The 25,609-nt window shown below is 64.7% G+C and carries 26 protein-coding genes and 1 tRNA gene; 10 read left to right on the top strand and 17 right to left on the bottom strand.

Features of this window, described 5'->3' with window-relative positions:
* Positions 1-66: 66 nt before the first annotated feature.
* Positions 67-558 (bottom strand): single-stranded DNA-binding protein, encoded by a 492-nt coding sequence (locus AB0L63_RS19220; protein WP_364502319.1) that lies wholly within the window; start codon positions 556-558, stop codon positions 67-69.
* A 281-nt stretch (positions 559-839) separates the two neighbouring features.
* Here AB0L63_RS19220 and AB0L63_RS19215 point away from each other — a divergent pair, with 281 nt between their 5' ends.
* Positions 840-1,013 (top strand): hypothetical protein, encoded by a 174-nt coding sequence (locus tag AB0L63_RS19215; protein WP_364502316.1) that lies wholly within the window; start codon positions 840-842, stop codon positions 1,011-1,013.
* Positions 1,014-1,222: 209 nt separating this feature from the next.
* On the opposite strand, the gene AB0L63_RS19210 is transcribed toward AB0L63_RS19215, so the two are convergent.
* The 11 genes from AB0L63_RS19210 to AB0L63_RS19160 all read right to left on the bottom strand — a co-directional run bounded on the left by AB0L63_RS19210 (position 1,223) and on the right by AB0L63_RS19160 (position 10,398).
* Positions 1,223-2,452 (bottom strand): DUF4192 domain-containing protein, encoded by a 1,230-nt coding sequence (locus AB0L63_RS19210; RefSeq protein WP_364502314.1) that lies wholly within the window; start codon positions 2,450-2,452, stop codon positions 1,223-1,225.
* A gap of 434 nt (positions 2,453-2,886) precedes the next feature.
* On the bottom strand, positions 2,887-3,192 hold the full coding sequence (locus AB0L63_RS19205) for a hypothetical protein (RefSeq protein WP_364502311.1): 306 nt from the start codon (positions 3,190-3,192) through the stop codon (positions 2,887-2,889).
* Between the two features lie 29 nt (positions 3,193-3,221).
* Positions 3,222-4,082, bottom strand: a complete 861-nt coding sequence (locus AB0L63_RS19200) for a bifunctional DNA primase/polymerase (RefSeq protein WP_364502308.1) — start codon at positions 4,080-4,082, stop codon at positions 3,222-3,224.
* Positions 4,083-4,192: 110 nt separating this feature from the next.
* On the bottom strand, positions 4,193-5,986 hold the full coding sequence (locus AB0L63_RS19195; RefSeq protein WP_364502305.1) for a ParB N-terminal domain-containing protein: 1,794 nt from the start codon (positions 5,984-5,986) through the stop codon (positions 4,193-4,195).
* 142 nt (positions 5,987-6,128) lie between these two features.
* A complete protein-coding gene (locus AB0L63_RS19190; protein WP_364502302.1) occupies positions 6,129-6,344 on the bottom strand; it encodes a hypothetical protein in 216 nt (71 codons plus the stop codon).
* Positions 6,345-6,456: 112 nt separating this feature from the next.
* The gene (locus AB0L63_RS19185) at positions 6,457-7,695 is read right to left on the bottom strand and encodes a hypothetical protein (RefSeq protein ID WP_364502300.1); all 1,239 of its coding nucleotides are present in this window, start codon (positions 7,693-7,695) and stop codon (positions 6,457-6,459) included.
* Positions 7,696-7,771: 76 nt separating this feature from the next.
* The gene (locus AB0L63_RS19180; protein ID WP_364502297.1) at positions 7,772-7,990 is read right to left on the bottom strand and encodes a hypothetical protein; all 219 of its coding nucleotides are present in this window, start codon (positions 7,988-7,990) and stop codon (positions 7,772-7,774) included.
* A 19-nt stretch (positions 7,991-8,009) separates the two neighbouring features.
* On the bottom strand, positions 8,010-8,342 hold the full coding sequence (locus AB0L63_RS19175; RefSeq protein WP_364502294.1) for a hypothetical protein: 333 nt from the start codon (positions 8,340-8,342) through the stop codon (positions 8,010-8,012).
* Positions 8,343-8,507: 165 nt separating this feature from the next.
* Positions 8,508-8,789, bottom strand: a complete 282-nt coding sequence (locus tag AB0L63_RS19170; protein WP_364502291.1) for a hypothetical protein — start codon at positions 8,787-8,789, stop codon at positions 8,508-8,510.
* Positions 8,786-8,926, bottom strand: a complete 141-nt coding sequence (locus AB0L63_RS19165) for a hypothetical protein (RefSeq protein WP_364502288.1) — start codon at positions 8,924-8,926, stop codon at positions 8,786-8,788. The genes AB0L63_RS19170 and AB0L63_RS19165 overlap by 4 nt, the downstream gene beginning before the upstream one ends.
* A gap of 47 nt (positions 8,927-8,973) precedes the next feature.
* On the bottom strand, positions 8,974-10,398 hold the full coding sequence (locus tag AB0L63_RS19160; RefSeq protein ID WP_364502285.1) for a DUF3560 domain-containing protein: 1,425 nt from the start codon (positions 10,396-10,398) through the stop codon (positions 8,974-8,976).
* A 1,037-nt stretch (positions 10,399-11,435) separates the two neighbouring features.
* Between AB0L63_RS19160 and AB0L63_RS19155 the strand changes: the two genes are divergently transcribed.
* On the top strand, positions 11,436-11,843 hold the full coding sequence (locus tag AB0L63_RS19155) for a hypothetical protein (RefSeq protein WP_364502282.1): 408 nt from the start codon (positions 11,436-11,438) through the stop codon (positions 11,841-11,843).
* 1,991 nt (positions 11,844-13,834) lie between these two features.
* On the opposite strand, the gene AB0L63_RS19150 is transcribed toward AB0L63_RS19155, so the two are convergent.
* On the bottom strand, positions 13,835-13,981 hold the full coding sequence (locus AB0L63_RS19150) for a hypothetical protein (RefSeq protein WP_364502280.1): 147 nt from the start codon (positions 13,979-13,981) through the stop codon (positions 13,835-13,837).
* Between the two features lie 277 nt (positions 13,982-14,258).
* The gene (locus tag AB0L63_RS19145) at positions 14,259-15,086 is read right to left on the bottom strand and encodes a TIGR02391 family protein (RefSeq protein WP_364502277.1); all 828 of its coding nucleotides are present in this window, start codon (positions 15,084-15,086) and stop codon (positions 14,259-14,261) included.
* 320 nt (positions 15,087-15,406) lie between these two features.
* Between AB0L63_RS19145 and AB0L63_RS19140 the strand changes: the two genes are divergently transcribed.
* Both AB0L63_RS19140 and AB0L63_RS19135 read left to right on the top strand, forming a co-directional pair.
* The gene (locus tag AB0L63_RS19140) at positions 15,407-15,562 is read left to right on the top strand and encodes a hypothetical protein (protein ID WP_364502274.1); all 156 of its coding nucleotides are present in this window, start codon (positions 15,407-15,409) and stop codon (positions 15,560-15,562) included.
* A gap of 883 nt (positions 15,563-16,445) precedes the next feature.
* Positions 16,446-16,540, top strand: a tRNA-OTHER gene (locus AB0L63_RS19135).
* 42 nt (positions 16,541-16,582) lie between these two features.
* Here the strand turns inward: AB0L63_RS19135 and AB0L63_RS19130 are convergent.
* Together AB0L63_RS19130 and AB0L63_RS19125 are read right to left on the bottom strand one after the other, a co-directional pair.
* Positions 16,583-16,759, bottom strand: coding sequence for a hypothetical protein (locus AB0L63_RS19130; protein WP_364502271.1), 177 nt, complete (start codon positions 16,757-16,759; stop codon positions 16,583-16,585).
* Positions 16,760-17,021: 262 nt separating this feature from the next.
* Positions 17,022-17,849: a replication initiator gene (locus AB0L63_RS19125; RefSeq protein ID WP_364502269.1), complete on the bottom strand. Its 828-nt coding sequence runs from the start codon at positions 17,847-17,849 to the stop codon at positions 17,022-17,024.
* 390 nt (positions 17,850-18,239) lie between these two features.
* Here AB0L63_RS19125 and AB0L63_RS19120 point away from each other — a divergent pair, with 390 nt between their 5' ends.
* The 4 genes from AB0L63_RS19120 (at position 18,240) to AB0L63_RS19105 (ending at position 21,428) form a co-directional block, all read left to right on the top strand.
* Positions 18,240-18,659, top strand: coding sequence for a DUF5994 family protein (locus AB0L63_RS19120; RefSeq protein ID WP_364502266.1), 420 nt, complete (start codon positions 18,240-18,242; stop codon positions 18,657-18,659).
* A complete protein-coding gene (locus tag AB0L63_RS19115) occupies positions 18,659-19,108 on the top strand; it encodes a DUF5994 family protein (protein WP_364502263.1) in 450 nt (149 codons plus the stop codon). Before AB0L63_RS19120 ends, AB0L63_RS19115 begins: the two co-directional genes overlap by 1 nt.
* 336 nt (positions 19,109-19,444) lie before the next feature.
* Positions 19,445-20,146 (top strand): MspA family porin, encoded by a 702-nt coding sequence (locus tag AB0L63_RS19110; RefSeq protein WP_364502260.1) that lies wholly within the window; start codon positions 19,445-19,447, stop codon positions 20,144-20,146.
* Between the two features lie 151 nt (positions 20,147-20,297).
* Positions 20,298-21,428, top strand: coding sequence for a DUF4158 domain-containing protein (locus AB0L63_RS19105; RefSeq protein ID WP_364502257.1), 1,131 nt, complete (start codon positions 20,298-20,300; stop codon positions 21,426-21,428).
* A 1,067-nt stretch (positions 21,429-22,495) separates the two neighbouring features.
* Here AB0L63_RS19105 and AB0L63_RS19100 read toward each other — a convergent pair.
* Positions 22,496-23,371 (bottom strand): hypothetical protein, encoded by an 876-nt coding sequence (locus AB0L63_RS19100; protein WP_364502255.1) that lies wholly within the window; start codon positions 23,369-23,371, stop codon positions 22,496-22,498.
* Between the two features lie 190 nt (positions 23,372-23,561).
* On the opposite strand from AB0L63_RS19100, the gene AB0L63_RS19095 reads away from it, so the two are divergent.
* Both AB0L63_RS19095 and AB0L63_RS19090 read left to right on the top strand, forming a co-directional pair.
* Entirely contained in the window at positions 23,562-25,202 is a 1,641-nt protein-coding gene (locus tag AB0L63_RS19095) for a GMC family oxidoreductase (RefSeq protein ID WP_364502252.1), read from the top strand.
* A gap of 10 nt (positions 25,203-25,212) precedes the next feature.
* Positions 25,213-25,605 carry a hypothetical protein gene (locus AB0L63_RS19090; protein ID WP_364502249.1) on the top strand — a complete coding sequence of 131 codons (393 nt, stop codon included), beginning with the start codon at positions 25,213-25,215 and terminating at the stop codon, positions 25,603-25,605.
* Positions 25,606-25,609 lie beyond the last annotated feature (4 nt).

The raw sequence follows: 25,609 nt of genomic DNA, 5'->3' as shown, positions 1-25,609 counted from the left end.
CCGCGAAGACGGAATCCTCGATGAGGCGACCCTCATCGGTAGTGATTGTGTTGGGCCTAATTCTGCTCAGAATTCAGGCTCGCTGGTGCCGCCGAATCCGGACGTGGTGAACACAGGCTCGCCAGATGACGTTGCGCTCCAGGGGTCATCGCTAGCGGCGGTGACGGTTGAGCCCCTGCCGCTTGTGTTGCAGCGGTTGACTCTTGACACTTTGGCGGTGGCGAACATCAGCGACGGGCCGACGTTGTCGACTTCGAGCTCAACGACTGTGCGCTTTTCGCCCTCGCGGGTTTCATAGTTGCGCTGCTTGAGTCGTCCGGTGACGATTACGTTGGAGCCGCGGTCCAGACTCTCGGCGACGTTCTCGGCGAGGTTGCGCCAGGCGTTGCAGCGCATGAACATTGCGTCGCCGTCTTTGAACTCGTTGTTTTTGCGATCGAAGATGCGTGGTGTCGAGGCGACGGTGAAGTTCGTGACGGCGATGCCTGCTGGGGTGAACCGGAGTTCCGGGGATGCCGTGAGGTTGCCTGTGATGGTGATGATCGGGTCTGTTGCCATGGTGATCTCCTAACGGGATGGGTGGATGTGCGTGGATCGGCAATGGCATGTGGCCGGACCCGTCCTGGGACCGGGTTGGTTCGAAGTTGCGGCTTGGATGGGTGGTTGTTCGATCTGTGGCGGGCCCAGCGGGCCGTGGCGCGGGTCATCCCGGCCGATCCGGAGTTGGTGCCGCGGTCGGGAGGGCTCGTACTGATCGCTCTGGCGACAGCGTGGTTCCCGGGCAATGGATGTCAGAGTTCGGTTTCGACACCGGCGGGGGTGATAAATGCTGAGTGGGGATGGGCGAGGAGTTCGAGCAGGTTGTCTCGTTTGGCCTCGATGTGGTTGAGGGTGGTTTGGAGTTGGTCGATGTCGCCGAGCCATTGTTGGGTTCGGGCGGTGTCGATGCGTTTGGTGATGTCGGCTTGGCCTCGAATCTGGATCAGCGGGGACGGTGTTGGGTGGGGCGGTGATCAGGAGGGAAGGACGCCGACGGGTGCGGCGGTGAGGGCGATGCTGGTGATGCGGTCACGGGCTCCGGGTGTGTGAATGCGCACCTCGATACGCGCTGTGAGCGCGCCGGGTGCCGGGGATCCGGTGTGCCAGGGTTCGAACCGGTCCTCATCAAGCGCGGGCAGGTTCGCTCGGATCCATGCCACGAGGTCGGCGGCGCTACCGATCACTACAGTGCGGTGTGGTCTGGAGCCGCACAGCTCATCGGATCGGTGCCGAGGTCGATGCCGAGGTCGGCGGCGATTCCCAGGCCGCTATAGGCCAATCGGCGCAGGGTGTCGGGGCGCATTCCAGTGTGTAGCGCTGTCGCCAGCAGGATCGCCATGGAGTGCGCGGGATCTGCGTCGAGGGCAGTCTGGAGGGCGATGCCCGCGAGGGGGCCGTCGCCGCGGAGGTAGGCGCTGTAGGCGAGAAGTGTTGCGGCATCGGCACGGTCACTGCCCGGCAATGCTCGCGTCAGTGCGGCCCACAGGTTTTCCGCGGCGGCGGCGGCGTGCTCACCGACGGCTAGGGCGAACAGCGAGTCGCGCACCGTCCGATCACGCAGCGCCGCAGCCAGTTCCGCGCATGCCGAGGCGGTGAGCGCCTCACCGGAGTCGGTGTCGGCGATTTGCCACAACACGAGTTCGAGTGCGCGCCGGTGATATCCGTCAGGATCACCACGCCGGACAGCGGTCTCGTAGCGTTCAAGCGCGCGAGCGTCGGCGCTGTCGAGTAGGGCGATCACCTGCGCGACTAGGTCGTCGTCGGGGGCGACCAGATCGGTCAGCTCCGAACGGTCGCTGCGGATCGGGCGCCCATTGAGCACATGCGCCACCGTCACCAACGATGCCGCCGGATCCGGCAGCACCCCATGACGATTCGTCTCGAGCAGGCTCCACCACTGCTGGTCTTTCTCGATCGCGCGCACGGCCCACGCGCCCTCGAGGAACACCTCCTGCTGTGCGAGCCGCCGTGCGAACGCGGCGACGAGCGCGGCCCACGGCCCAGTAACCGTCGCGCCGTGTCTGGGGTTTCGATGTGGTTCGCGCACCCGATCGTCGACGATCACCGCGAGTACCTTCGTTGATCCCTGTGTGGATGTGGCACAGATCTGTGCTACAGCTTGTGCGTACGCGGCGGCCAGACGACGCTGACTCCTGCCGCAGGGTTTCAGATCGAAGCGCAGGACCGCGTCGATGATCGGACTGCTGCCCGGATTCGGTGCATCCTTCAGCACAGCGACTACCAGGGACCGCCGGGGTGTGAACCCGACCATGGCGGGCACCGCGGCAATCAATTCCCCGGGATCATCGACATGCAATCGATCCGCGGCCGTATGGTCGTTGTAGGTGCTGCCGGGGGTTGAGGGTGTTTCGGTGCTGGCTGGCCACTCGGCGTCGTCGGTGTTGTCGGGCATCGGTTTTCGTCTCCTTTGGAATGTCGGTGGTAGGTGCGGTTCGCCAGGGGGTTGGCCGTGCCGGGCCCGCCCCTCGGCTCGAGGAATGCGATCGGTTGCGTCGACGCCGCGGCAGGAGGCGCACTGGCCTCCCGGCGGGGCCGGATCAGAGGTGCACGCGCCCGGTGGGGTGTGGCTCGACCGGTGGTGAGGATCAGCGCGGCCACACCTATCCAGGCGGAATGGACGTTGCTGGGGCGTGAAAGTCGGCCCCTACCAGGCGATGTCCGGTGGAGGCGGGAAGCCCAGTCATGGCGGAGGAGGGTGTCGAACCATGCCGCGCCGACGATGGGGCGATCATGATCGACGACGACCGCAGAGAAGTCGGCGTGCAGGCTTGCCGCCCCTGCCTATCTGGACGCGGACGAGTTCGAGGTGTGGCGGGATTCGGGTGATCAGCCGTGCTGCTGCAAGACGGTGAACACCGCTGTGCACCAGGCGGCAGCCCAACGGCGCGCCCGCGCGGGCAGTATCCGGGCCAGCCGCCGCGCCAGCGGTCGTCGGCGCGCGCGTTTCCTGATCAGGTGTGCTGTGATCGGGTCATCGCCGAAATCGACGCGGTAGGTGTCGCCGTCGGGTTCGATGACGTCGAAAACAGTGGTTGTCGAGTCGGGCGCACGATAGATGTCGAACGCCGCGAACGCGGCCGAGACCTGATCATCAGTGCTGACGTCGATCTCCCCGCGCACGTACTCGGGCACGATGGGCTCCTGATCCGATGGCAGCGGATTTAAGGGCGCAGCCGTCGGGGGCGTGCGCGGCTGTAGCGGAATCCGTTGCTGACGGTGCGGTGCGCTTCGGCGGCGGTGAATCCCTCGACACCGATGTGGGCCGCGGCGGCGTCGGTGAGGACGGTGCGGGCGTCGTGTTCGCTGACTTCGTCGGCGGCCACGAGCCGCCCGAGCACCAGCGCGGAGCGGAACAGGGTGTGGTTGCGCAGGTGCACGCGCGCACGGGCGACCTGCTCGGCTTCGGCGGCCAGGATCGCCGCCAGATACGAACCGGGATGCACTGCAACCGATCTGCTCGGGCCACCGGCCGGTGCCGGAGCCGGTGGAGGCGGAATGATCTGTTGGATCAGCATGTCGGGAAGATCGGCTACTGGCCGGTTCACTGCCACGGTGTAATCACCGTGGGGAGTACGGGATCCGGGGGCGACGACGTAGCCACCGTGTCCGCGGGAATCGATGCCCTCGCCGATGCGTGCGACCGTGCACCGCAGCAGCGGCTCGTTGGGGGCACGGTAGTACAGGTGCCAGCCTGCAGGGGTGGCGATGGTCAGTGTCGGTGGCGCGGGCTGGGTCAGATGGGCGGCGAGCCGGGCCAGGGCCTCGGTGAGGTCGGGTGTGGGTGGGCTCATATGACGCGCGTCGAGATCGATCACATGCAATCCGGCGGGGCCGGTCGCGATCGCGACGTTGTAGCGCGGGTTGTAACCCCACCAGCGGTGGATGCGATCTTCGTCGGTGCTGGCCAACTCGGGCCAGCGTTTGATCGCCGGTTTCTTTCCACCCGAGCGCAGCGGGAACACCGGCCAGCCGCGGGCGGCGGCAGCAAACGCCACCGCCCGCAGATCCAGGACAGCGGTCACGGGATGGACACCTCCTACATGTTCGAAGGAAGGACAACCCGGGGATGCCGGTACGCGCGCGGTAATGAACCAGGCGCGCACCGGCATGCCGGGGTGGTCGAACAGGTTGGTCAGGCGGCTTCGGCCTGCTCCTGTTCGCCGGGTTCGGTTGCGGTGGTGGGGGTGTCGATGTCGATGTCGTCGGAGTTGACCTCGCCGAGGGCGGCGAGTTCGACGGGCACGAGCGGGTGGCCGAGCTGGCCGAGGAATTTCAGGTAGCGGCGCACGCCGCGGTCGGCGTAGCGCCACAGCGTCTTCTCGCAGCGGCTTTCGTAGGCACCGAGGACGAGCGCGAGCACGATCACCTGGGCGCGGGCCGGTTTCGCTGTGTCGAGGTCGGCGAGCACCTCGTCACGACCGCGGAAACCCTTGATGCCCAACAGTTCCAGGGCCGTGCTGAAGGCGTGGTATTCGGTGAGCAGCCCGCTGTCGGAGACCAACGCCTGGGCCAGGAACACCGGAGCCTGTCCCGGTGGGGTCTTGCGTGTCAACAGTTTCGTCACGAACTCGGTGCGGGTGGTCTTGGCCGCCACCCCCTGCTTGTTGAGCTCGCGGACCCGCCGCCGCGCTAACCGCTCCTGCTCCCGCGCCTCTGCCTGGGCCTGCGCGGCAGCCTCGGCGGCGGCGCGACGCGCGGCAGCGAGCTCGTCGCCCCCGCCGTGGCAGTCTTGTTCGTCGAAGGTGTCGGTGCCGTTGTCACCGGTATCGGTGTCTTGCTCGCGCTCACGCAGTCCGGCTGCCTCCAGCCGGTCCCGGGGCAGGAAGTATTCGGCGAGGATCTTTTCGCGCTGTTCGACCTCGCGGGCGTGGCGCAGCCCCTCGGCGGGTTCGGTTTCGGGGTGGTCGCGGGTGTCCCAGTCCACGGTGTCGGGGTCGATGAGAGCGCCGGTGTCGACCTCGACCCACACCATGTCCTCGCCGAGTTCCAACCACACCAGCCAGAAACCGGGGTTGGCGTTGATGTGGCGGATATCGACGGCCGCGCCGTCGGTGTCGGCCAGATCGGCCGCCAATACCAGTGGTCCGTCGTCGGTGAATTGCGCGTCGTCGGGGTATCTGGTGAGGATCCCGACCCCAGTCTCGGCGTAGGGCAGTGCCGCGGCCAGGTAGTTGCGCTGTTCGGTGCGGTCGGCGGCGATCCGGTTGGCTTCGTAGGAGAACCAGTTGCGGTTGGCGCGTAGGAGTCGTTGCACGGCGTCGGTGTCGCCGAGGTTGTCGTATTCGGCGATGAGAGCGGCTTGTTCGAGGTCGTATTGGCCCTCGTTGACCAATCCGCGTGCGGTGGCCGAGGTTCCGATCTTGCCCGCGCGTTTGACGTCGTCGCGTTTGGTTTGCAACGCCTTCGCGACCCGGGTGACCGAGGCTCCGAGATCGAGCATCTGCGCGATGCCCGCGGCACGGTCGCCATCGGTGAGCGGGATCCGGCGGTCGTTGACCGTGATCTGCTCGGTGATGCGGTCGATCTCGGCTTCAGCGGCATCCACCGATGGGTCGAAGTCGCAGACCCAGACCGGCACCTCGGACTGTTCGAACGCCAGCGCGGTCAGGGTGCGGACCTGCCCATCGCGCACGACGTGGCGTCCGTCGGGCATCCGGATCACCTTGATCGGGTTCTTCACACCGTGCTCACGGATGGACTCGGTGACATCGGGGTGGAATTCGAGCCGGAAGGTCTTACGCACGTTCTCGTCGATATCGAGCTCGGCGGGATCCATCGTCGGCCCGCGACCCGCCATCAGCTTGGCGGACACCGCGCTGTCGGACTCGGCGTCGACGTCACTGGCGTCGGGTGCCGCGTCGTCGATGGTGATTTCTGTGTCGGTATCGATGGTGTCGGGGGTGGGTGTGTCGGTGGCGTGCGACATCAGAGGGTGCTCCTATGGTGAAGCAGGTAGGCACCGGCCAGCTTTGGACTGGCCGGTGCCTACCTGAGAGCGGATATGACAGGTGAGAACCGGTGGCGGGCCTCCCCAGGGCCGGTCGGTGCGGTGGATTCGGTTGCGAGGGTTAGTTCTTGGTGCGGGGGCCGACGTTGACCGGGTGCAGGAACCGCGCCCCGTGGTCGTCGGGGTCGCTGTAGCGCCAGTGCTTGGCTTTCCAGTCCGGGTGCTGCTCGCGCCAGCGGGTGACGGTGGTCTCGCCGAGCGCGGTGACGGTCCCGGCGAGGCCGAAATGTTCGGCGCTGTCGAACTCCGCCCGGGTCAGGGTCAAGGTTTCGGGCATGCTGAAACAACCTCCTCGAGAGTCTGGGCTGGGGAGGGCCCACAGGAATGGATGAGGAAGAACAACGACTACAACCGTCGACGGACGATGCTGTGGCTGTCGCGACGGTGATTCACACCAGTGACATCGCTTGCAGCGCAAGGTCATCGAGAGCGTCAGCACGGTCGGCGTCGGGCACGGTTTGGCTATAGCTGGTGACGGCATTGGCGATGCCAGCGGCGGTGAGCTGACCACCGGCGATGAAATGGCTGAGGATCCCGCTGCGTTCGTCCTCGGTAAACCCCAACCTCTTGGACACGACCTCGATGGTGCGTTCCGGGTGCGCGACCGCAGTAGCGGCATGCCGCTCCAACTCGGTGACACGGGCGGCCAAGAACTCCGGGGACAGCCACTCGGCGACCTTGTCGCGGGTTTCAGCGGTGATCACCGCCAGGCGCTTGCGGTAGGTGTCTTGGGACCAGCCGCCGACACCGCCGACCTCGAGACGATCCCCGATATGGCGTTTGGTGTAGGCGAACATCGGCAAAGTGAGCCCGTTGCCGCAAATCTCGACCATCAGCTCCGGTTTCAATGTGACCGCATGGTGGCCGATCTCGGAATTGGAGAACCGGAACCCGGCGAACACGATCGGCTCGCTGCCAGGGCGATAGCCGTGGCCTTCGCGGGCCGCGACGGGGCGCCATCGATCCAGTTCCCCTGTGGCGCGGCGGCGTTCGGCTTCGAGTTCGGGATTGGCGAACGGGGTCCGATAGTTCGCGAGGAAACCCGGTGCCAGCGCGGACACCTTCGGCGAGTACACCTTGCAGTGCATGGAGGACTCGGTCAGATCACACGAGCGCACCGACACATCGGCATCCGCGGACCGGATACCTTCCAACACGGCGGTGAGGACGTCGAGGTTGTCGATGATGCCGTAGCGATCCGACAACACTGCCCGCAGAATCCCGGGCTCGTCGGGGGCACCGGAGGTGAACAGCCGCAGCAGGAACGACCGGTCATCACCGGTGCTGGGTAGGCGCGGGTCGTCGCAGCCGTGGAGTAGGCCGTTGATGTTGGCGTCGTAGAGATCAGTGCGGGACTCCTCGCGCAGCCACTTCAGATATCCGACGGGGATCTTCAGCTTCGACCCGAGGTGGGAGTCGGCGGCGGCGGTAGGCCGATACAAACCGTCGACGAGGGTGAAACCCCGCTCATCCAGGACCGGTTCGACCCCGGATAACTGCAGCAGACCATCACTGGCTCGCAACGCCGATGCCGGGGCGACGACATCGAGTTTCGCGGCCTGCTGAGCATTCAGCAACCCGACGAGGTCGCCCAGTTCGGCGTGACGCACACAGGTAGCGATCGACATGAGTCAAAACTCCTCTCGCACAGACAGATACGGATTCCAGAGCAGGCAGCAGTGCACGCGTGTGCGGCCGTGCGGGTTACTGCTGTTGGCGCAGTGCGGCCACCAGCGCCCACGACGCATCGACCTCGACGCGGGCCACGGCGTGGCGATGAAAGGCGAGTTGCTCAAGGCTTTGGATGGCCTCGAGGGCGCGGGCAGCGTTCTGGCGGCGCTGCTCAGCCGCCCAGCGCCGATGGCGGGCGGCGCGGTCATCGGTGAGGAATTCACCAGTGATCTCGGTGACGGTGTCGGACACCAACTCTCGGGTATCCGCCTCAGCCGCCAGCGGATACCCCAGATGCACCCTCAGATAAGCCGGGTTCGCCCAGACACAGCAGCGCGGTAGCGCCGCGCCCGGTCGTGCCCGGTTCGAACCAGGCGGTGACACGGGGATTGCCGAGGCGCTCATCCTCGACGACGAGACCGAAGAACCGCAGCACCACCATCGGGCGGGTCTCGGCGACCTGGTCGATGATCGGGTGATGCTCGGCCATGTCGGCGAACACCTGCCCACGGATCGGGGCGTCGTCGGAGGCGAACAAGGTGTAGGCGGATCCGAAGTCGGTGGAATTGGTGTAGGCGCTGACGGCGAATGCTGGAGCGGGCATGGTGAATCCGTGTGTCCTCTCAATAACGGGTGTGTGGTCAGCTGGCTGCCCGGACGATGCTGGACAACCGCTGCTCGATCTGGGTGACCGCTGCCCTCGACCGGCGGCGCCGCGTGGTCGCGGTGTCGGCGAAGTCGGTGGTGACGATCGGTAGCGAGGCCAAGCTCAGGGGCGCAGGGCTGCGGGCCCGGTGCACTCGAACTCGGGGCCGGCACTGATGTCGCGGTCGTGGCACCAGTTGGTCCAGGCGTCGGCGATATTCGGGCGCGAACCGCCCGCGGCGACGAGTACGGCGAAGGCATGCCCGAAATCGATCGCCTCCCCAGCACCGACCCCACGCGCGTCGCACCAGCCACGCACATAGCCGATGGCCTCAAAGCACAACAACTCCGCGCTCCGGTTCCGCATCGCGGCGGTGTACTGCTCGAACTCCGGTACCCGGCTCATCGGTCTGCTCCGGGTTCGTCGGCGACCTCGCCACAGCTCAGCCACGCCCGCCAGGAATCCGGGTTCGGGGACAGGGTGGTGCGCCGCTGGGCGAGGAACTCCGGCGGCACTGGTCGTGGCGTCTGGTGTGCGGACATCGCGAACAACTCCTTCGTGGGATCGACGGGCGGCGGTGACAGGTTTTTCAGGCTGCGGCGGCGGGCAGATAGGTACGGGCCTCGACGATGACGCGGACCTGGTTGTGGACCTCTTCGGGCCAGCACACCGGCCCCGACAGCGCGAACTCGGTGACCGGCAACTCGACCGGTTCACCCCGTAACCGGCCCGGCTCGCGGCGCTGCGCGCTCACCCGCACGATCGCCGGGGCGGTGACCGGCTCCGGTGGGGTGGCGTACCAGCGGTCGGGGTGCGCCCACACCGCGACGTATTCGAGGCCGCCGATTTCCCAGTACCAGCGATCGGCCTGCGGGCCGCGGTGGTGGTCGAGTTTGGTCTTACCGCCACGACGTTTCGGACGCGGCGGCAACGGGCTGGCGTCGAGGTCAACGAAGATATCCGGGAACCGGTCGCGGGTTTCTGCTTCGGTCATCACCGCGGTGATCTCGTGGTAGCGCACGGTGTAGTCGGTGGTGACCTCACGGTGGCAGGTCTGCTTGCCGACGATGGTGTGCAGCGGCGTGTGTGGCTGCGGAATGCTTACCATCGACACCGATTTCGTGTTCACGCGAGTGACCTGCCGCCACACGCGGCCACCGACGCGGACGAAGTCACCGACGCTGAAGTCCGCGGGTCCCCAGCCCGGCGTCAGGCCATCGGCGATCTGTTGATCGCGGACCCGGTGCCAGTAGGTGATCTCATCGCCGCGTTGGGTCATCCGGTCGATGACGCGCTGCCGGTACTCACCCGTTGCGGGAGCGTGGGTTTCGGCGTACTGGACCTCACCATCAGCGCTTCGGGAGATCACGCGGGTGTGACCGTCGAGGGTGCGTTGATCGCCGCGCTGCTCGGCCTCGAGCGCCTCGATACGGTTGGCCACGGTGCGCGGGGCGTAGCGGTGATCGGTGGTTCGCGCCGCCGTGTCCGCGCGATCATGCGCGTGATCGGCGTCCCGGCCCGCCTGCACCGACCGGCCCAGCGCATCCCACGACTTCTCGATCGCGCGACGGTGACGGCGTTCGGAGTGATGGCCGATCTTGACCGGCTCACCACCCGGCGGCAACGCCTGACAAGCACGCTCGTGCGCGGCCTCGGCAGCGACCACTTTCGCGTCCTTGCGGGACGCCTTGTCCTGCAACGCCTGCACCCGGTCGGCCTGGCGTGCGACGCGGTCGCCTTCAGCAAGCAGGGGCGGGCGCGCGGTGCGATCGATACGGACCTCGACGTCGAACCCGGCCTCCCGCAACGCCTTCGCGGCAGCGTCGATGGCGAACTGCTTAGGCTGGCGATCCCGGGAGGACACCACGATCCACATGCCCAGGCTGCGAGCCCACCGCCAATGCCCGACAGCCCTTTTCACCCCCACCATCACTTCATAGGTGCCGTCGCCACGGACCGCGCCATCCAACACGGTGCCTTCCTCAGCGGTATGGGAAATCGTCACCACCGTCACCACCACCTCCCTTTAAGTTTTGACATGCGCATTAATGCATGTAATTTCTGTGTTTCGGCCTGCCAGCTGCCGTGCGCAGTGGATCAGGTCAGCGAGCCCCCCGAGATCTCGGGCAGGACGTAGTCGTGTGGCCCGGTCTGGATCAGTTCGTCACGGGTGAGACTGTCGATCGCGACTGACGTAGCCAGTCGAATCGAGAGCGGATTGCCAGCTCATCAGCTCAGAAACCCCTGATCATGAATCACCTCTTCTGTTGCGTGAGTTGGTATTTCGACGTGGTTGTGGCACGCGGGCCTTCGCTGCGGCGGTGCGTGGACTTCGACGGTGTCGTCGAGTCAGTACAAGTCGATGACCAGTCGGCCGGTTCAGGTCGCGCGGATGCTGATCAGCCCGCCACCGGAGGCGTGACTGATCTTGACGATCCGCTCATCGGGGCCTTGGTAGCGGCTGGCGATGCAGTCGAGGATCACTTTCGGTCGAGCCATGATCGGGAAACCTCCTGTCCGGGAATGGGTGCGGGGGCGTTTTGTCGGCTGCCGGACACGCCACCGCAGGGTCAGGACCCACCATGGCCCGACGAGCCGGTCGTGTGACCACCACCGACCTACTGCCCGGCAAGACGAACAGGTCTCCGACGCTTGGCAACTGCTACTCCCGTACGGCAGGGGGTCGATTTCGCGCTGTCGTCCTGCTCGGACCTGCTCAGCTACGACCACTAAGGCGCGTAGAAAGTTCGAGATCCGATGGGCGTGGTCATGCCGATTCCACGCTGCTGGCCCTCAAGGACACCGCCGCGGCATTCATCCCCTAAACATCTCTGCGCGACGCCTTCGCGTCTCCGGACATATCGGGCAGGCGGCGCACGGAACAACTTCTTTGTAGCAATCGGATTGATAGCCGGCTTCCGGTGGGAGTGTGCGGCTGATGGGTGTGGGAAGCCACCGGGACAGATTCGACCTGGTCGTGCCGCGAGTACGACGCGAGTAGGATCAAGAGCGGGAGAATCTGCAGGCGGGCCTGAAATTCAGGAGGCCGCGATGTCCTCGCATCGCCCGCCGCAGTCCCTGCGGACAGTTCGATCCCCGGAAGTTGTTGAACGACTGGAACGCTCGCGCGACCGCATCCGGGAACGTCGAGCGCTGGCACGTCAACGAGAGCGCACGATCACCGAGGCGGTGAAGCGGTATCTCACCGCCTGGCAGGCGATCACCGCGTGTGAAACCAAGCGCGACAACCAGATCAAGGCACTACGTGAGCAGATCACTGAAGTCGAATCACGCGCCGCGCAGGAAATCGCCGGTTACCGCGGCGACCAAGCCGAGGCTGCCGCGGTGATCCGTGACCACGGTCAAACCGATGACGACGTCGCTGAACTGCTCGAGATCGGCACCAAACAAGCCCGCCAGCTCATCGCCACCGCACGCGCACACCGCGCAACAACATAGCCGGGCGTATCACCGCCGTCCACCTCTCACCGATCGAGCAACACGAGCATGCTCACCATGCCTCTGCTGATCCGAACCGGCGGCGGTGGACAGACCAGGTCACTGATCCAGTCGGTATCGTTGAGGCCCGCGTGTCAGCGCGTCCGGCGCAGGCGGGCGACCACGAAACCTGATGGTGTGGTTCGCCAAGGCGAGATCGCTAAGGTTGTTCGGCGGGAACGGCATACGTCTGATCGGTACCCCACACGTTTGGTCGAGTATCGAGAATCCGCCGATGCATTACGACATTGTCAACGGCATGTCAGTATTGCCGTGCCGTCGACAGACATCCGAGCTGACGGGTCCGTATGTGGCGATCGACGCTCTCGACGTACGGCTGTCGACCCAGCGCCGCAAGCTAGTCAGATACGGCAGTGTCGCTCGCGTCCACTGCGGTTCCGGATTTCTGCCAGCTTCCCGATACCGGATTTCAGGTGTTGGCGTAGCCACCGGCGTTCCATACGAACCAACGGAAGTGCTGCGGCGCGAGAGCCTGCCGGGATGGAATACCCGGTGCTGGAGGGTAGGGCCAGAACGCAAAGCCGCACCGATGGCAATAGAAACCCGCCTGCCACACTGCATGCGCCTTCCGGCGGCCCCGTACGACTCGGCCGTTGCGACGGATACGGCACACAGCAATGGTGAGCGGGACAGCCCCGGGCGCCGCCAACATCGCGAAGAATACGACCATCGATAGCGCGGCGACCCAACGCGACTCCCCAGGAGCCGGATCGGCGATCGAGACAATTGCCGCCCCTAGCCAGCACATTGCTGGCAAGAGCAACACCAGCGCGATGAAGGTCAGGCGCCCTGCCGGGGTACGGGCTGGCTCTCGTGACAGACTCGCCGCGAGTGCCGTTGTGTGCGTGCGCTCTACGGTGGCAATGCCGAACACCGGAACCCGGCCCGTCGAAGTCACCCCGACTCCGGAATAGATGTTCGTCCCGGAACTGGTCGAAACACCGTCGGCATGCAGGGCCGGCACACTCTGCACCAAATCGAGCTGGTTGCAGTGCGGACATGTCAGATCGATGTCCATGCAGTCACCCCCTCCGAAGCTGTTGCGCGTAGCGGCGCGTCTGTGGTGCTTGCACCTGCAACGAAAGCTCCGGTAGGTATCCAACACCCTGCGTGACCTGCTGTCGAGAGCTATTCGTGAGCTTCTGCATTGATGATCCCTTCCTGTAGCTAGTTGATGAGTCGGATTCCGGTGATGCAGGTCGAGGCCAAGGGCATGCGGTCGACGAAGGCGTCGCGCACCTCCGCGACTAGAACGGGTTGATAGCCTGGCCGAGCGAGTGCGAAAGGCCCGCAGCCAGATTGCGACGAGGCGCAACTGATCAGCGACCCGATTCCCGAACTGATCCACTGTGACGAGCTCGGCTGTCGGTTCGAAACTTCCACTTCCACAGGTATGCACTCAGCCTTGGCTGGGTGGCTGTCCTGGTGGGCAGCCGGGTTTCGACACCCCAAAGGGTATTGCGATCCCCGTAATTCAAGTTGCTGGAAATGGATCTGGCTGTCACAGACCGATGTTCGTTGAGCTGGCGCTGGTAGTCGGCGAGCTGGTCTCGCCGGTCGGCGGCGAAGTCGTTGGCCCGTGTGGGTTGGTGGTCGGTTCATTCTGGAGGTGGAGTGGCCAGGACTCGGGCTCACTGATCGGTAGGGCCGGCATGGAGGGCTGTGCGCCGGTGGTGGCCACTGGCTTCATATCACGGCCGGGCAGGACACCGTGCAATCGCATCGAACGAACTCCTGCGGCTGCTGTCGGAGGGGTGTTTCGAGCATCGCGAGGGAAACCTGGATCTGGAATCTGGGACCGGTCAGGTTCGTACGAACCCGGTGGCCGCGCCGATGTTGGCTTCCACACAGGGCGTCTGCTATGCCGGCAGCGAGGCACGGCCCGGACTGGCGGGTCGGTGAGTACGTCCGCCCGGTCCTGCCGTAGCGCGTCACCGCTGCCGTCCGCGGTATTCGGCGGCGGCAACGACACCGTCCCTTCCGACGAAGCTGATCAACATGACCATGTAACACAGCAACCCCCGCAACCCGATAGCCCCGAGTTCTCGGACGGCGCCGACCGCCGGTACGACAGTCACGCCGCCCACTGTCAGTGCTACGGGAGAACGTCGGCTGGCGAATCAAGTTGGCGGAAAATGACATTCAGCGAGGAAAGATTGCTGACGGATGCCAGGGGCTGATCAACGATTTTGAACAGATTAGCATCCTGGCGTCGACGCTGCTTCGGTCCATCCTCGACGGCGTTGTAGGGGACGGTTACCCGCATGCTGCGGTGCCCGAAGTTCGGGAGTTTTTGGAGATGCGGGCGGAGTACGCCTCATAGAGGCAGCCAGAAACTATCGGCTGCCAGGATTTTCAGAGCTTGGCCCGATCAAGTGCTCGATGCATGACACTTGCGACGTGGAGCCATTCCACGATCTCGTCCTGGTCGAACTCGGGATCGGCTGGTCTGTGGGCACGAGGGTTCCGCCCAGCGCGAAACAGCGCCATGCCGAGAAACATGTACCCCTCTTGTTCGCTGATCTCCGTCTGTGTGATGCCGTCGTTCAGGGCAATTAGCCTCTTGCGCCCCAACGTCTCTCCAACAAGGACGGCACCGTCTTGGTCGACGAGACCGCTCAGTTCGCGAAGTCGAGCTCCAACGCTCTTGCACGCTTCCTCAAGCGCGTCATCACCGTGCCCGTTACGTAGTCGGGAAATGGCACCAGCTTTGATGGCTGGATGGAGATGCTGAAGCCTGTTCTCTATGGTGCTTGGCCCGGACGCGGCTCCACTGGCGGGGTAGTTGATGAGCTTGAGGACAAAATCTTGCATGCGCCGAGCGAGTGAATCGCAGGTAGCCTGAATGGGACCTGATGTGTAAATCCACGACGTTTCGCTGCGATGTTTACACAGAGTGATTGAAAGGTACCATTCGCACCCGTCATCATAATTCTTCGAGAACCGAGTCAGTGCTACTTTCGTTAAATCGCGCACATCGTCGGCGAGGGCGATTCGGGCATCTAGTAATGAACTGTACCGGCCATCAAGTTGGTTGATGCCTTCGACCTGGACTTCTGGCTCGACATTGGGCCATTGAGCAGTAATACGATCCATCTCCCGCTCAAGCTCCTCCAACAGTGGCCAGTTCTGATGGTGGTTATGCGGAAGTCGTGCGGTGGAATCGTATTCACGTACAGCCATGGAAGCTCCCCACGTCACCAGCACGCCTGTCTACGTGCGCATCTCAACCTCTCCAGCAAAGCAGACTGATCCTACGCCGCGATGGTGGTCGGGAGGGCGTCCTTATGGTTGTCGTCTCCCCATCGCCTTGCCGATCAACGCACGCGCTGCTTCTCCCACCACGGCCTGCTTGATGAGCGTCTGGAACACCTCCTCGTGCAGCACCAGTTCCCGCGGTTGCGTTGATAGTCAGTTCAGCCGAGATGGTTTCGACGTGGGCGACCCTGCGGTCGACGATGACGAAGTTCGTCGTCTGCACCTGGTAGTCAAACATGGACGGGATGACGCTTACCACCATTCGGCAGGCGCACAACGCTCAGCATGTGATCGAGCTGGCCGACCATGATGTCGCCAGATCCGACCGTGGTGTACAAAACCTATTCGGCCAGAACAAGATTGAAGATGACACGGCGATGACGCCACGTCCAGAAACATAGCGGGAGCTCGAACGATAGTCACTGCGGTTTTGAACAGCTCCGTACGCATCGGTAGAAGGGGAGCGGCTCGATGGCTGGCGGCTGGAGTTGACCGCCGCGGCGTTGGAGGTGCACCTGAATTCAGGTGCCGGTGGGGAGGTTGTTTCCGAAGAGAGCGTCGTCGCGCGCCCAGATCACATCAGTGAGATGCGCTGCCGAACCATCTCGACGGGAGATGGCTCATACCTTCCCGCGCCCACCCAGGGTCTTCCACTGCTCTGACAAGCTCTTCCGGTGTCACGCTGGTATACAGGCTGGCCGCCGCCAAGATCAGCCGCACCGCCGCGGCTCACCACCAAGCGTGGCGGTCGAGGGCTGCGCGCACCTCGGCCAGCGGTGACCAACTTGAACCGGCGCCGGGCACTCGAACGAGCGCACCGGGTAGCCTGGCTCAACACCGCGCCAGGGGATTGACCACAATGCACTGTAATGCGGCTGCGCACACGGTTTGTGGAGGCCTGCTGCGGCTCGGAAAGTCCCGTGCCGAGTTTGCGCCGACGTACAGCGCTGCCGTATTGAGCGAGGATGGCGTGCTGTCTTTGCCGGAAGGACCTGCCGGAGCGGCGACTGCTGCAGAGTTGCTGATGGCGAAAAGGGGGCTGGTGTGTCGTGCTTTGACACGCCAGCGACGCAGTAGCCGTCAGACACCGCCCGTCACGGGTGCTCGGGAACGTGGACCTCCGGTACGGCGACTGCGAAGCAGGATCGGAATGTCTCACACCGGCGAGCCGGGCCGGGAGGGGTGTGGATGTGTCATTCGATCCGTCCCACCAAAATCTCACACTTTTGATGGGATTCGACGGGATCTGATGGGACACGACGGGCGGGTGCTGACCTGTAGATATGGGCTGTGACCAGGTGTGATGAGGTCTGTTGGGGTGCCTTGATGAGATTGGAACCTGTGCCAGGTGGTCGCAGGTTCAAATCCTGTCATCCCGACAACAAGAAAATCCCCTCCGACCTGGATCGGAGGGGATTTTCTCATTCGCCAACAACGCGGAGCGCGGGACCAGAACGGGACCGAATGAGCCCGGACAGCTTGTCACCAGCTCCGGTGACCTCGCTGTGGTCGGGGTGGAGGTAGCGCTCAGTTGTCCGGCTGTCGGCATGGCCCGCGACCTTCTGGAGGACATGCAAGCTCACCCCCGCGTCAGCCATCCACGTCAACCCCAGGGATATTCACGGCCTTTGACATCAGGCCGCCTTTGCGGGATCGGTTCGAAGCTCTTGGAGCCAGGTTTCGACATCAGTCGCACTGTATTTCACAACCCGTGGTGAGACGCGAATGTACGCGGGTCCACACGGTGGATTCGCAGTGCGCCACCGTCGCAAGCTGGATGCGTCAATGCCGAGGATCGAAGCCAGTTGCGCTGTGGTGTGCCACTGGCCGTCGACCAGTCGCGGTTTCATTTTTCCCTCCCTAAGCTGCGGATTGCTGAACGGTCGAAAGGTCTTGCGGTGCACTGGTTCCCTGGTTTTCGCCTGGGGGTCCTTCGCTCACGGCGAGGCGGGCGTTGGTGTATTGGGCGCGTTGGTTGATCCGGGCAGCGACCAGTGCCATGACCAGATGCGAACGTGGTGGCGCGTCCTTGTCGCCAGGCCCGACCGGGGTGATCCGCAGGTGCGAGGTGTCGGGGGTGAGGATGCCGACGCGGGCGAGCTCGGCGCGGACGAAGTCGAGGCGATCGGCTTTGTGATCGGGGATCGTTTTGCCCGACCATTTGCCTGAGTTCAGGCAGCGTCGACCGGGCAGGCCGAGGGTGTCACGGCGGTGGGCGTTGCCCTTGCACTTGCCGGGCTGGGTCTTCTCGCTGGCGCCCTTGGGGACGATGCCGTAGCGCAGCCACACCGCGCATTTCTCCGAGCACGGAGTCTGTTGCAACTCCGCGTGCAACCGGTCGTAGTGCACCGCGACGCGGGTCGAGTCGGTCTCGAGGACTTCCCCGATCGACTTGGTCAGGTACTTGGTGAGGTAGCGGACGTTGGTGTGCATTTCCTCACTGCCGCCGAGGATCTGCACCGCCTTGGACTGGCCACCGAACTTCAGCGTGTGCGCCGGTTCGAGATCGTCCATGGTGTCCATCACCGCCAACGCGTGCGTGGTTTCTCGTCCAACGCGGGCAGGCGGCCCCGCACAGCAACTGGTCACGACTCCGGTGTCCCCGCGCACGCGGGGATGATCCCGCCGGGGAACGATCAGCGACGGTGCTGATGCACCCGAAGGCGATCTCGCACCCCGCCAAGTCATGAATTGCCGGTGGGATAAATAAAGTCCTCACTCGCGGAAAATCGGGTGCAGCACACGACTCACGCGCGGGCCGACCGGTTCGCCGCCGCGCACCCGGCCAACTGGCGCGTGCTGCAACCGGTGTGGACCGCCGACCAGCTTGCCCATGGGCATGCTCGCAGCAACCCGTCACACCCGTCCCGGCGGCCGAACCCCGCCCGTCATCGCGCTTGCTGCGGGACGGGCCCCGCCGGGCGGGCTGCTCCGCCGCAGGCGTTGCCGCGCCGCGCGGCCATACTTGCGTGTAGGCTCAGCAGTATTCGGTGGCATCACGCGCGCTGACCAGGAGAGGTTGCGCCGTCCCCGAATTCACGCAATCCGGCCTTTCTCAGGCCACGTCAGGAGCGTCCGATGACGCCACCATCGACGACCGTGTCTTCGGCACCGCTTCGTCGCACCACCATAGACACCCCACAATTACGTTTGCGTCCGGACTCCGAGACCAGCGGCTATATCGATGCGGTCTGGTGGCCACGATCGAGCAACCTCGCTACCGAACTGCTCGATCTGATCCCCGCACTCGAGCCGCGAGCAGGGCCGATATGCCGCATCGTCTACGACCCACGTGCGTGGTCACCCACTGACCGGCGGCTCATCATCGACAAGCGCACCATACGACTGGACCCGTATCCGTTCGAATTGTTCGGCACCATGTACATGTGCGGGACCGATGGCACCGTGATCGTGCTGCAAGCCATCCCCGCCGGTGCCGACGAGGCCTTCGCACGGGCCGTGCTCGCAGCGTCCGACCTGGCGCCGGGGCGATGGTGATGAACCACGAACCCCGATCACGTCCCATCATCGACCACGCCGCGATGGGCGTCGCGACACTGGCTACTCGCACCAGGCAGCCCTTTCCCATCCCGACCCGCACCCCGCGTCTGCTGCTGCGCGGCCGCGACGCCGGACCGGCACCGGTCGACGGCGTCTGGTGGCCGTGGACACCGAACCTCGCCACCGAACTGCACGACCTGATCAGCGCGCTCACACCACGGCTGGGCACCCTCGCCCGGATCGGATTCGCCTGGAACGCGATCAGCCTCGCGCAACGCCGTATCGATCGCGACGACGGTGTGCACACCCACGGCCCCGGCCCCGATCAGCCACCCGATGTCATGCAGCTGTTCGGAACCAACGGGACCAGCCTGACCCTGTTGATCGTCGCCTCCGACACCGACCTGCGCCTCGCTGGCGAGCGAATGCGGCAAACAGTGGCATGACCCTCCGCCGCGACCGCCGATAGCCTCCCACCGTTGGCGAGTAGGCAACCGATCCCTGACACCTGCAGGGGTGCCGCATAGTGGCTGACCCCGCGGATGGTGTCGGAGTATTCGATGGCGTGGCCGTTGTGCAAGACCTACCTATGCCTGGGCATCGACCTGTCGCAGAGCGATTCCACCCGGCCGCTTCAGGACCGGTTTCGCCCCGGTCGACACGCGTGCTGCGGCGGCGCTTGCTCGCACGATACGCCAGCTACGCTGCCAGTCGACAGCGATCTGCTTCCGCGATATCGAGCGAGTACACGTCTGCTTCGAGAATGAGAACAGGATCCAGCTATGCGAGGTCCGCTCATCGCCGCCACCGCGGCCGCGTTTGGTGTAGTTGTGCTGGGCCTGTGGGCCTGGAGTGCCGAACCGGGCAGGGCCCAGCCGCCCGGCGCGGAGGTGTCCGGTTCGGGAGTTCATCTGAGCGCATCGGTCGACCACGTAGGGGTGAATCCGTCCGGTGACCAGACTCCGAACTTCCTCATGACATTTTCGCGTGCCGCGCAGATGTCGGGCAGTTACTCGATCAATGTGGAGGGTGACCCGATCACCTCCGGTCAGGCCGTCGCAGGGTTCATCCTCGGCTGCGGGATAAGTGTGGCTGGCGGCGTCACCGTCGGAATCCAGCCCAATCAAGGCTTGGTCGCCAGCATTTCCCCGAAACTCAGCCCTCCGAGCGTCTCCGTCAGCCCGCCCAGTGCCTCTGTCAGCCCACCCGATATCAGCCTCGCCCCCAGCGTCGGCGGGACGCTGGGGGCGACAGAAGTCGTGGTGCCCACGTTGGGGCCTGGCCAGGTCACCACCGCGACAACGCCCACAGTGGCCCTGGACGGCAACACCGTGTTCCCGTATCACATCACGTTCAACAACGCCGCGTTGAACGTCGCCCAATGCGCGTCGCCGGTGTCGGCCGTTCCCTTCGCCACCTCCACGGTGAGCACCGCCCACACGGTAGTGCAGACCACCGCCTACGGCGACCAGTTCACCTTCTGACCGGGAGCCCGGACCAATACAAGGGGTGCTGGTAAGAATCGTGTCACCAGCCGCAAAGCCGGGCTACCGCCGGAGGTTCGCGGGGTAAGGATCGTGTTGCCTGCCGCAAACCGCCTGTGGCGGTAGTGGTCTCGGTGTAGCTTGCGCGTCTGTGGCGCGTGAGCTGGACCAGGACGAGCTGATCGACCATTGGACGCTTGTCGGGGATGAGCCCGAACTGATCGTCGGCAAGCGCGGCGCGACTCGGCTGGGGTTCGCGATTCTGCTGCGGTTCTATACCGAGCACGGGCGGTTCCCTCGTGGGCGTGCCGAGATCCCGGACGAGGCAATCGAATACGTGGCCCGTCAGGTGGATGTGGAGCGGACCGAGATCGCTTTCTACGACTGGTCGGGCCGCACGATCGAGTACCACCGTGCGCAGATCCGCAAGGCCCTCGGGTTCCGGGAGTGCACCGTCGCCGACGCCGACGAGCTCACCTGGTGGCTGGTCGATCACGTGACCCAGCTCGAGCGCAGCGGCGAACGGGTCCGCGAGCATCTGCTGTCCGAGTGCCGCCGCCGGAAGTTTGAGCCGCCTACTGCCGGCCGGATCGATCGCATCGTCCGTTCGGCATTGAGCCGGGGCGAGGATGTCTTGTTCGACAGGGTGCTGTCGCGGTTGCCGACCGCGGTTGTGGCAAAGTTGGTGGCGCTGGTCGCTCCGGCCGGTGAGGAGGCCGGGGAGCTGGAAGACGGCAGCGCGGTGCTGGCGTCGATCCGGTCGGATCCGGGCAATGTCAGCCTGAACACGATGCTCACCGAGATCGCCAAACTGGAAGCGGTCCGGGGCATCGGGGTACCGGGTGAGGTGTTCGCCGACATCGCGCCGAAGATCGTGATCGGTTGGCGCAGGCGTGCGGCGGTGGAATCGCCCTCGCATCTGCGGGATCATCCGCTGCGCGTGCAGCTGACGCTACTGGCGGCCTTGTTGCACTGCCGGTGCCGGGAGATCACCGACACCCTGGTGGAGCTGTTGAACTCGACGGTGCACCGGATCAACGCCCGGGCGGAGGTGCGGGTCACCAACGAGCTGATCAAGGAGTTCAAGCGGGTCACCGGCAAGGAGAACCTGCTGTTCCGCGTGGCGGAGGCGACCGTCGATGCCGGGGATCAACTGGTCCGTGACACCGTGTACCCGGTGGCGTCGCAGGCGACGTTGCTATTTTCATACGAATACAACCGAAATCGATCGAACGTCAAGACATCTCGGGCCCTGGCCCTCTTGAAATATTCGTGCAGATAAACCAGTGAAATCGAACGTAGCCGAATCCGGTCGAATCGACTGGTCAGCCATAGACTGCGAATCCATTGGTCGCGGGTTCGCGATCGACACTGTGTCGCAAGCGAAGCGGAACATCGAGCCAGTTCGCCGTAGCCTGCGCCAGGGCGGCCGCACAGAGAGAACCGTACGGAAGTGGGTTCGGCAGGCAGGTCGGCGAGGCACCTGCACTGCGGATGCGGGCTGTAGGCCTTTGGTTCTGTTGCTCGATTCTGTCAATGACCCCGTTGATGACTCGTAAGGCGTTGGGGGATTGATGAGTTCGCGTTCGGTTGCAGCGTGCGGCGCCGCGGTGATCGTGGTGGCGAGTACCGCGACTTTGGTGGTCAAGGACCGGCTCAATGGTGGCTGGGGATGGTGGGCTGGCGATCGCAATGCTGGTGTTGGTCTCGGCGGCGGTGACCGGATGGCTGGCATGGTGGACAGATTCTGCGTCGACCAAGCAGACAGCTTCGCCCACGCTCGGGGCTGGTGCCGTTCGGTCTGGCCGCAACATCCGAAATCGGGTGGAGACAACCGTCATTGATGCTCCAACCGACTCCGGCGGCGCAACAAGACCGTGAGCGGTCCAAGATCAGAACACCGGCAACACGATCGTTTTCTGAGCCAGGTCGATCACGCGAACCGTGCCAGATCCATGTACCGGCCGGAGTCGACACGCCATCCTGCCACCACTGGACAATCACAGAAACTCCACACTTTGGATCAAATTCGTCCATGTTCACCCAGATTCGGCGGCATGTCTCCGTAAGGAAGAATTGGCATTGACCAGGTAATACGAGTTTGATTGATCGAGGTTGGCGGAATTTGAATGTGGGTCAGCGCGCCGGGACTTCGGCAAGTTTTCTTCGGTCTCCTTACCGACGGCGACACGGCCCCGGCGCACCCGTAGCGCCGACTCGTCGAAGCGTCCATCGCCTCACGTCGTTTTTGACATGTCGTAACTGGTTGCGCGCCATGTTGTTCGGATATGACCGATGTCGGACTCTCCGAGGTGGTAGTGCAGCATCGGCGACGATCCCGCCCGGCATTCAGCGGCACAAGGAGTCGATGAACGCCGAGAAGCCGGGGAATTCGTCGCGGGCATCCGCCACGATCTGTGCTGTCGGGCGGCTCTTGCCCGGTGCATGGCGCTCGGCGATGGCGCGGAATTCGTCGTTCGGTACGGTGTCGATAGTCGGGTTTTCGAAGGCTTCCGCCGGGCCTGAGCCGTTGGCGAAGATCCAGAGCAGGTCGCCGAGATTGCTTGCGATCACACCGGTATCGCCCTCGGAGCCGACGTAGATGATGGGCTGGGCGGTGAGCGGCGCATCCGGGCGGATCAGCCAGCAGCCTGCGTAGTCACCCGCGCCGGTGGAGCCGAAGAAGCGGAATTCACCACCGTCGACCTCGTCGTTGCCTGTCCAGAGGCGGAACCACCAGGCCGTGCGGTCGGGCGCTTCGAATTGCTCGTACGGTTCGAAGTCGCAACCGGTGGATTCGTCGGTGTCCTCGTCCCAGTTCCATTCGAAACCGATGGCGAAGGCTTCCGCGAGCGCGGCAGGGAAGGTCAGGTTTGTGGTGTCGGGCACGCGGACAACTTTCGGGTCGGCGAGGCGGACCGAGTCCTCGGTGGAGGGAATCGACTGGTGCGCAGCATTATTTCCGACCGTGATCGACGAGTTGTCGCGCCGGCTGGTGCCGGATGAGTTGTGGGAGCTGCTTGTGTCGAGGTCGGCGCGGGCATCCTGGAAGCGTTGGTGGCTTGCGCTTCGGTCATCGCGGCGGTGATCTCGTGGTAGCGCACGGTGTAGTCGGTGGTGACTTCGCGGTAGCTGCTTGTCGATGATGGTGTGCAGCCGTCCGTGCAACTGCGGGATTTTCACCACCGACACCGATTTGTATTCACCCTGGTGATCTGCCGCCATGACGTTGCGTTACGTGTGCATTTCATCTCATTGTGCGTATGCACAAGACAGGTTCGCCGGTTTGTTGCGGATTGATGCTAGCGGGCGAGATGTGACCGACGCATCATTGCTCGTGACACCCCCGATCAGGGGAAGGACTCATGGGCACGACCGGCTTCGGCTGGGTATGAGCTGACCAGGAGCACAGCCGATGAACACACAACACATCGACTACGACACCGCCGAAGGAGTCGACGTCCTCATCGTGGGCGCCGGCGCATCTGGCGGGGTGGCAGCACTCGAGTTGGCCAGCAGAGGCCTCGAGGTCGTGTGTCTCGAGCAGGGCGACTGGCACCGGCCCGACGACTTCACCGGTGACAAACCGTCGTGGGAGCTCACCCGTCTGAAGCAATGGAACTCCAGCCCGAATGTGCGCCGGAACCCGGCCGACTATCCGGTCGACGCCACCGAGAGCCCGGTCGAACCGCTGATGTTCAACGGAGTCGGCGGCAGCACGATCATGTTCTCGGGGCACTGGGTTCGCGCGATGCCGTCGGACTTCCGGGTCAAGACACTCGACGGCGTGGCCGAGGACTGGCCGTTCACCTATGAGGATCTGCGACCGTTCTACGACGAGGTCACCCACCATATCGGCGCGTCTGGGCTGGAAGGTGACCCCGCCTATCCGGATCCGCACACCTTTCCGCTGCCACCGCTGCCGATCGGTAAGTACGGTGTAGTCGCGGCCAAAGGGATGGACAAGCTGGGCTGGCACTGGTGGCCGGCACCGAATGCCATCGCGTCGCGCAACTTCAAGAACCGCCCGGCCTGCCTGCGCTACGGCGCGTGTGAATCCGGATGCCCGACCGGAGCCAAGGCCAGCACCGACCTCACGCACTGGCGTGACGCGATCGCGCTGGGTGCGGTGCTGATCACCGGTGCCCGGGTCAGCCAGCTCACCGTGAACGACCGCGGCCTTGTCACCGGCGCCGAGTACATCGACCGCGAAGGGAACCTGCAACACCAGGCGGCCCGGGTGACCGTGATGGCCGCGAACGGTGTCGGCACACCGCGTCTGCTGCTGAACTCGACCTCGTCGCTTTACCCCAACGGCCTCGCCAACTCCTCAGGGCTGGTGGGCAAGCGTCTGATGACGCACCCGTACGCCTCGGTATTCGGCGCCTACGACGAAGAGCTCGAAACCTGGCTCGGCCCGGCAGGACAGGCACTGCAGTCGATGCAGTTCTACGAGACCGACACCGCCCGCGGTTTCGTACGGGGAGCGAAGTGGAACCTGATGCCGACCGGTGGCCCGCTCGCCCGCACCCTGTGGGAGCGGGGCCAGGACTGGCGTGGGGGGTTCGGACCCGCCTTCCACAGCCGCCTCGAGCGCACGTTCGGGCGCTACACCGAATGGGGGATCACCACCGAAGACCTGCCCGACGAGCACAACGTGGTCGTGCTCGACCCAGACCGCACAGACTCCGACGGGATCCCGGCCGCGAAAATCCGCTACACCATCGGTGCGAACTGTGCGCGAATGCTCGAGTTCAACGTGGCGCGGGCGATCGAGGCGCATCAGGCCGCTGGGGCGGTCGAAGTCCACCCGATCCCAGTGGTACGCCACAGCGCCTGGCATCTGCTCGGCACGGCCACCATGGGCACCGACCCCGCCACCTCCGTCGTCGATCAGTGGGGTCGGGCGCACGACGTACCCAATTTGTTCATCATCGACGGCAGCGTCTTCGTCACCTCCACCGGCGTGAACCCGACCGCGACCATCATGGCGATTGCCCTGCGCTCGATGCGGCACCTCGCCGACACCCGCCATAGCATCCAGACCGTGTTCTAAGGACAGCACGATGCTCGATTCCGACCAACGCCGCACCTTCGCGCTTCTCGCCGACACACTGATTCCCGCGTCCGGCTCCATGCCCTCGGCTAGGGCCGCCGGAGTACCCGACGTGTTGCTCGACCAGGTTCTCGGCTACCGGCCTGATATCGCAACGGCATTCGCGGCCGCCGTTGCCTCATGCGCCGGCAAGGATCCCGAAGCCGCTCTCGATGAGCTCGCCGCGCACAGGCCCGACCAGTTCGAGGCGCTGACAGTGCTGACGGCGGGCGCGTACTTCCTCAGTCCCGCTGTGAAGGCCGCCATGCCCTATGCCGCGGCACCGCGTCCGGTCCGCGACGACATGGATTCCTACCTCGATCTTCTCGCCGGCGTTGTCGAGCGCGGCTTCGTCATCCGCTGATCAA

Origin of the sequence: Nocardia sp. NPDC051990, from assembly GCF_040680755.1 — a bacterium.
GTDB lineage: Bacteria > Actinomycetota > Actinomycetes > Mycobacteriales > Mycobacteriaceae > Nocardia.
The sequence above is the reverse complement of the archived record's forward strand: the minus strand, read 5'-3'. Positions and strand labels throughout refer to the sequence as shown.

Excerpts from the sequence above, each read along its gene's own strand:
- AB0L63_RS19220 (WP_364502319.1), bottom strand. The coding sequence starts at position 558 with ATGGCAACAGACCCGATCATCACCATCACAGGCAACCTCACGGCATCC.
- AB0L63_RS19215 (WP_364502316.1), top strand. The coding sequence starts at position 840 with ATGGGCGAGGAGTTCGAGCAGGTTGTCTCGTTTGGCCTCGATGTGGTT.
- AB0L63_RS19210 (WP_364502314.1), bottom strand. The coding sequence starts at position 2,452 with ATGCCCGACAACACCGACGACGCCGAGTGGCCAGCCAGCACCGAAACA.
- AB0L63_RS19195 (WP_364502305.1), bottom strand. The coding sequence starts at position 5,986 with ATGTCGCACGCCACCGACACACCCACCCCCGACACCATCGATACCGAC.
- AB0L63_RS19190 (WP_364502302.1), bottom strand. The coding sequence starts at position 6,344 with ATGCCCGAAACCTTGACCCTGACCCGGGCGGAGTTCGACAGCGCCGAA.
- AB0L63_RS19185 (WP_364502300.1), bottom strand. The coding sequence starts at position 7,695 with ATGTCGATCGCTACCTGTGTGCGTCACGCCGAACTGGGCGACCTCGTC.
- AB0L63_RS19175 (WP_364502294.1), bottom strand. The coding sequence starts at position 8,342 with ATGCCCGCTCCAGCATTCGCCGTCAGCGCCTACACCAATTCCACCGAC.
- AB0L63_RS19170 (WP_364502291.1), bottom strand. The coding sequence starts at position 8,789 with ATGAGCCGGGTACCGGAGTTCGAGCAGTACACCGCCGCGATGCGGAAC.
- AB0L63_RS19165 (WP_364502288.1), bottom strand. The coding sequence starts at position 8,926 with ATGTCCGCACACCAGACGCCACGACCAGTGCCGCCGGAGTTCCTCGCC.
- AB0L63_RS19155 (WP_364502282.1), top strand. The coding sequence starts at position 11,436 with ATGTCCTCGCATCGCCCGCCGCAGTCCCTGCGGACAGTTCGATCCCCG.
- AB0L63_RS19145 (WP_364502277.1), bottom strand. The coding sequence starts at position 15,086 with ATGGCTGTACGTGAATACGATTCCACCGCACGACTTCCGCATAACCAC.
- AB0L63_RS19140 (WP_364502274.1), top strand. The coding sequence starts at position 15,407 with ATGACGCTTACCACCATTCGGCAGGCGCACAACGCTCAGCATGTGATC.
- AB0L63_RS19130 (WP_364502271.1), bottom strand. The coding sequence starts at position 16,759 with ATGGCTGACGCGGGGGTGAGCTTGCATGTCCTCCAGAAGGTCGCGGGC.
- AB0L63_RS19125 (WP_364502269.1), bottom strand. The coding sequence starts at position 17,849 with ATGACTTGGCGGGGTGCGAGATCGCCTTCGGGTGCATCAGCACCGTCG.
- AB0L63_RS19120 (WP_364502266.1), top strand. The coding sequence starts at position 18,240 with ATGACGCCACCATCGACGACCGTGTCTTCGGCACCGCTTCGTCGCACC.
- AB0L63_RS19115 (WP_364502263.1), top strand. The coding sequence starts at position 18,659 with ATGAACCACGAACCCCGATCACGTCCCATCATCGACCACGCCGCGATG.
- AB0L63_RS19110 (WP_364502260.1), top strand. The coding sequence starts at position 19,445 with ATGCGAGGTCCGCTCATCGCCGCCACCGCGGCCGCGTTTGGTGTAGTT.
- AB0L63_RS19100 (WP_364502255.1), bottom strand. The coding sequence starts at position 23,371 with ATGGCGGCAGATCACCAGGGTGAATACAAATCGGTGTCGGTGGTGAAA.
- AB0L63_RS19095 (WP_364502252.1), top strand. The coding sequence starts at position 23,562 with ATGAACACACAACACATCGACTACGACACCGCCGAAGGAGTCGACGTC.
- AB0L63_RS19090 (WP_364502249.1), top strand. The coding sequence starts at position 25,213 with ATGCTCGATTCCGACCAACGCCGCACCTTCGCGCTTCTCGCCGACACA.